The organism is Streptomyces sp. CoH27 (assembly GCF_020181035.1).
Taxonomy (GTDB): Bacteria; Actinomycetota; Actinomycetes; order Streptomycetales; family Streptomycetaceae; genus Streptomyces; species Streptomyces camelliae.
On sequence record NZ_JAIQYY010000080.1, the window covers coordinates 1 to 5255 of the forward strand.

The following is a 5255-nucleotide window of genomic DNA, read 5'->3' on the forward strand; positions in this document are numbered from 1 at the left end:
CGAACACCGGCTCACCAGCCAGCAACTCCCGGCCCATCCCGACCCACTGCGACCCCTGCCCCGGAAAGACGAACACGGCCTTGCCCGTGTGGTCGGGGGATACGCCGGACACCACGTCGGCGGACGGCTTGTCCTGCGCGACGGCTTCGAGAGCGCTGAGCAGTCCGTCGCGGTCGGTGCCCAGGACGACGGCTCGGTGCCGGAACGCCGTACGGGCGGCGGCCAGCGTGTAGGCCGCGTCCCCGGCCCCGATCCCGGGCCGGGCCGTCAGGTGCGCATGCAGCCGGGCCGCCTGTTCCCGCACCGCCTCCGGCGACCTCGCCGACAGCAGCAACGGAAGCGTCGTCTCCTCTCGCGGGGCGGAGGACTCCTCGTCGGGGGCCTGTTCGAGGATCACATGGGCGTTGGTGCCGCTGATCCCGAAGGACGAAACCGCCGCCCGGCGCGGACCGTCGCTCCGCCACTGCCGGGGTTCGGTCAGCAGCCGGACCGTGCCCGCGGACCAGTCCACGTGCGGAGAGGGCTCATCCACATGCAGCGTCCGTGGCAGCTCGCCGTGGCGGATGGCCTCCACCATCTTGATCACACCACCGACACCGGCCGCGGCCTGCGTATGCCCGATGTTCGACTTCAACGAACCCAGCCACAACGGCCGGTCCGCGGACCGCTCCCGGCCGTACGTGGCGATGAGCGCCTCGGCCTCGATCGGGTCGCCCAGCGCCGTACCGGTACCGTGCGCCTCGACCACGTCCACCTCGGCCGCCGACAGACCGGCGTCCGCCAGCGCCTGCCGGATCACCCGCTGCTGGGCCGGACCGTTCGGCGCGGTGAGCTGGCTGCTGGCGCCGTCCTGGTTGACGGCGCTGCCCCGGATCACCGCCAGGACGGGGTGCCCGTTGCGTCGCGCGTCCGACAGCTTCTCAAGGAGCAGCACCCCGGCACCCTCGCTCCAGCCGGTGCCGTCGGCCCGCGCGGAGAAGGCCTTGCAGCGGCCGTCGGGGGCGAGTCCGCGCTGGCGGCTGAATTCCACGAAGGTGTTGGGGGTGGCCATGACGGTCACACCGCCGGCGACGGCGAGGGTGCACTCACCGCGCCGCAGCGCCTGGGCGGCCAGGTGGATGGCCACGAGGGACGACGAGCACGCCGTGTCCACCGTCACCGCCGGGCCGTGGAATCCGAAGGTGTAGGCGATCCGGCCGGAGGCGATGCTGGCGGCGCTGCCCTGCACGAGGTAGCCCTCGAACTCTTCGGAGGGCTGGTGGACGCGGGTGCCGTAGTCGCTGTACATGACGCCCGTGAACACGCCCACCTGTTCGCCGCGGAGGGCGGCGGGCAGGATGCCGGCCCGCTCCACCGCCTCCCAGGCGAGGGTGAGCAGCAGCCGCTGCTGCGGGTCGACGGCGAGTGCCTCGCGCGGCGAGATGCCGAAGAACCCGGCGTCGAAGTGGCCGGCGTCGTACAGGAAGCCGCCCTGGCGGGTGGTGGACTTGCCGACGCTGTCGGGGTCGACGTCGTACAGCTCGTCCACGCCCCAGCCGCGGTCGGAGGGGAACTCCCCGATGGCGTCGTGCCCCTCGGCCACGGTCCGCCACAGGTCGTCCGGGGTACGGACGTCACCGGGGTACCGGCAGGACATGGCGACGAGGGCGATCGGCTCACGCTTGTCCGACTCGACCTGCTGGAGCCGGCGTCGGGCCTCCTGAAGGTCCGTCGTCGCCCGCTTGAGATAGGCGCGGAGCTTGTCCTCGTCCGCCATCGGCGATCCACTCTCCTCAGGGTCTACGGCGGGGGGGTGGGCCTCCCGTTCCCGGAGGCGGCCACGCGATTCGTTCACGGTAGGTCGGTGGTCTTGGCGGCCCCTTAGCCGTCGCTAAAGCGGGCCGCCGCGACCACCTGGTCATTCGGGGGTGTCGAGGGTGCCGTCGAGCAGGCGGAACAGTTCCTCGTCGCTGGCGTCGTCGATCGCGTCGGCGGCCGGGCCGGAGTCGGGCTCGTGCTCCGGCCCGCGCAGCCTGCCCAGGAACTGCTGGAGTCTCGCCACGACTTCGCCGCGTGCCTCCGGGTCCGTGGCCAGCTCGGCCAGCTCGGTCTCCCAGCGTTCGAACGTGGCCGTCCACGCGTGGGGGGTGCCGTCCGGGAGCAGCTCGGCGAGCAGGTGATCGGCCAGACGCGTGACGGTGGGGTGGTCGAAGACGGCAGTGGTCCGCAGGTTCAGGCCGGTGAGTGTGCCGAGCCGGCGCCGTAGTTCGACAGCGGTCAGCGAGTCGACGCCCATGTCGAGGAAGCCGCGCTCGGTGTCAATGCCGTCGGCCGTCTCGAAGCCCAGCACGCGGGCCAGTTCGGTGCGGACCAGGTCCCGTACGGCCGGGCGGCGGTCCTGCTCCGGGAGGCGGCGCAGCCGGTCGGCGAGCGCTTCGTCGGCGGACGCGGCCCGGGTGGTCTCCCGCGCCGCGTGCCGGGTGGCGCGCACCAGGCCGGACAGCAGGGCGGGCGGTTCCTCCCCGGAGGCCTGCAACGCGGCCAGGTTCAGGTGCACCGGCGCCAGCACGGGCCGGTCGAGGGCCAGGGCGGTGTCGAACAGCCGCAGGCCCTGGGCGTCGCCGATCCCGGCGATGCCGGACCGCTTGAGCCTGGCCAGCGCGCCCGCGTCGAGTGCGCCGCCCATGCCGCTCTCCCGTTCCCACAGGCCCCAGGCGAGGGACACGGCCGGTCGGCCGCTCGCCCGGCGGTACTGGGCGAGCGCGTCCAGGAAGGCGTTGCCCGCCGCGTAGTTGCCCTGCCCCGCGGTACCGAGGGTGCCTGCGACGGAGGAGAACAGGACGAAGGCGATGAGCGGGGTGTCCTGGGTCAGCAGGTGGAGGTTCCAGGCGGCGTCCACCTTGGCGGACAGGACGGTGCGCAGCTGCTCGGCGGTCATGGTGGCGACGGTGGCGTCGTCGAGGACGCCGGCCGCGTGCACGACGGCGGTCAGCGGATGCTCGGCGGGAACCGTCTCCAGCAGCGCGGCCAGCGCCGCCCGGTCCGCCACATCACAGGCCGCGACGGTCACCTCGGCACCCGACGCACGCAACTGCGCGGTCAGTTCCTCCGCCCCCGGAGCCTGCGCACCCCGCCTGCTGGTCAGCAGCAGACGCCGTACGCCGTACTCGGCGACCAGATGCCGGGCGAACAGCGCGCCCAGCCCACCCGTACCGCCGGTGACCAGAACCGTGCCCTCGCCGCCCCAGTCGGCCGATGCCTGCCCGGCCGGTGCGGCGGTCCGGGTGAGCCGCGGCACCAGGACGGTACCGCCGCGCACCGCGAGCTGGGGTTCGCCCGCCGCCAGAGCCGCGGCCACGGCACGGCCGGGCAGCTCCGCCCCGTCCGTGTCCAGCAGGACGAGCCGGCCCGGTTCCTCGGCCTGTGCGCTGCGGACCAGCCCCCACACCGGCGCGATGGCCGGATCCGGCACCTCGCCGTCACGGGTGGCGACCGCCGACCGGGTGACCATGACGAGGCGGCTGCCCGCCGTGGCCGGCTCGGCGAGCCACCGCTGCACCAGGGCGAGGGCGTCGGCGAGCGATGCTCCGGCCGCCGCCGGGACGTCCGGCCCGTCGGGTGCCGGCCCGGTCTGCAGGAGGACCGTGCCGGGGGCCGGAGCGCCCGCGGCGACCGAGGCCAGCAGCGAGGCGAGGTCCTCGTGGTGCCGGACCGGGGCATCGGCGTCGAGCGACACGGGCAGCGGCCCCACGACCGTCCAGGGGTGCGCCGGATCCGGTGTGCCGGGCGCTTCGGAGACCCCGAGGGGTGGGGCGGTCCACTCGACGCCGAACAGCATGCCGGGCACGGCCTTGTCGGCCAGCCGGTCGGCCGCGATCGTCCGCAGGGTCAGCGAGTCGGCGGTCAGCAGGACCGTGCCCGCGGCGTCGGTCAGGGTGACGGACACCTCGTCCGCGCCGATCCGGCCGAGCCGGACCCGGACGGTCCCCTCTCCCGCCTGCGTACGGTGCGTGACACCGCGCCAGCCGAACGGCAGCCGTACGTGCCGAGGCCGGTCGGACGTCTCGTCGAGCAGATCGAGCAGCAGCGGGTGCAGGGCACCGTCCAGAAGGGCGGGGTGAAGGGTGTGCCCGTCGGCGGATGGGGCGGCCTCCGGGAGCCGGACCTCGGCCAGCAGGTCGTCGCCGAGCCGCCACACCGCCTGAAGTGCCTGGAAGGCGGGCCCGTAGGCGTATCCGAGTTCGGACAGCCGGGGGTAGACCTTGTCGAGCGGCACGACGACCGCGTCCGCCGGTGGCCAGGGACCGGCCGCCGCCGGACCTGCGGGCGGCGGACCGGCCGGTACGGGGCTCAGCGCACCGGTCGCGTTCGTGGTCCATGGGGCGTCCGGCTCGGCGTCGCCGGGGCGGGAGTGCACGCCCAGCGGCCGGCGTCCCGAGTCGTCCGGCTGACCGACGATCAACTGCACGTCCACAGCACCCTGTTCCGGCAGGACCAGCGGTGCCTCAAGCACCAGTTCCTCGACGGAGGAACACCCGCTCGAAGCGGCCGCGTGCAGCGCCAGGTCAAGCAGGGCCGCGCCGGGCAGCAGCACCACGCCGCCCATGGCATGGTCGGCGAGCCACGGCTGTGCCGCCACCGACAGCCGCCCGGTCAGCACCAGCTCGCGTCGAGCGGCGAGCGCGACGGCGGCGCCGAGGAGGGGATGCCCGGTGGCATCGAGCCCGAACCGGTCGGCCCCGCCGGCCCCCTGAGACGCATCCAGCCAGTAACGACGCCGCTGGAACGCATACGTCGGAACGTCCACCACACGAGCACCCGTCAGCTGCGCCGACCAGTCCACGGTCACGCCGTGCGTGTGCAGCGCGGCCAGCGCGGCGAGCACCGTGGCCACCTCACCACGGTCACGACGAGCCGCCGCCACCGCCAAAGCCCCGGAATCCGCCACACTCGCCAGAACCGCACCCGTCAACGCCGCATCCGGACCCAGCTCCAGATACGCCGTGACCCCCTCCGCCTCCAACGCCCGCACACCATCAAAGAAACGCACCGGCTCACGAATCTGCCGCACCCAATACCCCGGATCCGACCACTGACCCGCATCCACCCGACCCGACAACGTCGACGCCACCGCCAACGACGGCCGCCCCCAGCGCACCTGCCCCACCACAGCAGCGAACTCCTCCAGCACACCATCCATATGCGCCGAATGGAACGCATGACTCACCCGCAGCCGACGCGTCCGACACCCCCGCTCCTCCAACACCCCCACAGCC

Annotated in this window: 2 protein-coding genes; both read right to left on the reverse strand. The window is 73.8% G+C overall.

What is annotated here, in order from left to right; all coding sequences use genetic code 11:
• The coding region (locus LE548_RS44925) for a type I polyketide synthase (protein WP_225102809.1) at positions 1-1756 on the reverse strand (1756 nt) is incomplete at its 3' end.
• 141 nt (positions 1757-1897) lie between these two features.
• A complete protein-coding gene (locus LE548_RS44930; RefSeq protein WP_308031241.1) occupies positions 1898-5251 on the reverse strand; it encodes an SDR family NAD(P)-dependent oxidoreductase in 3354 nt (1117 codons plus the stop codon).
• Between the last annotated feature and the right edge of the window lie 4 nt (positions 5252-5255).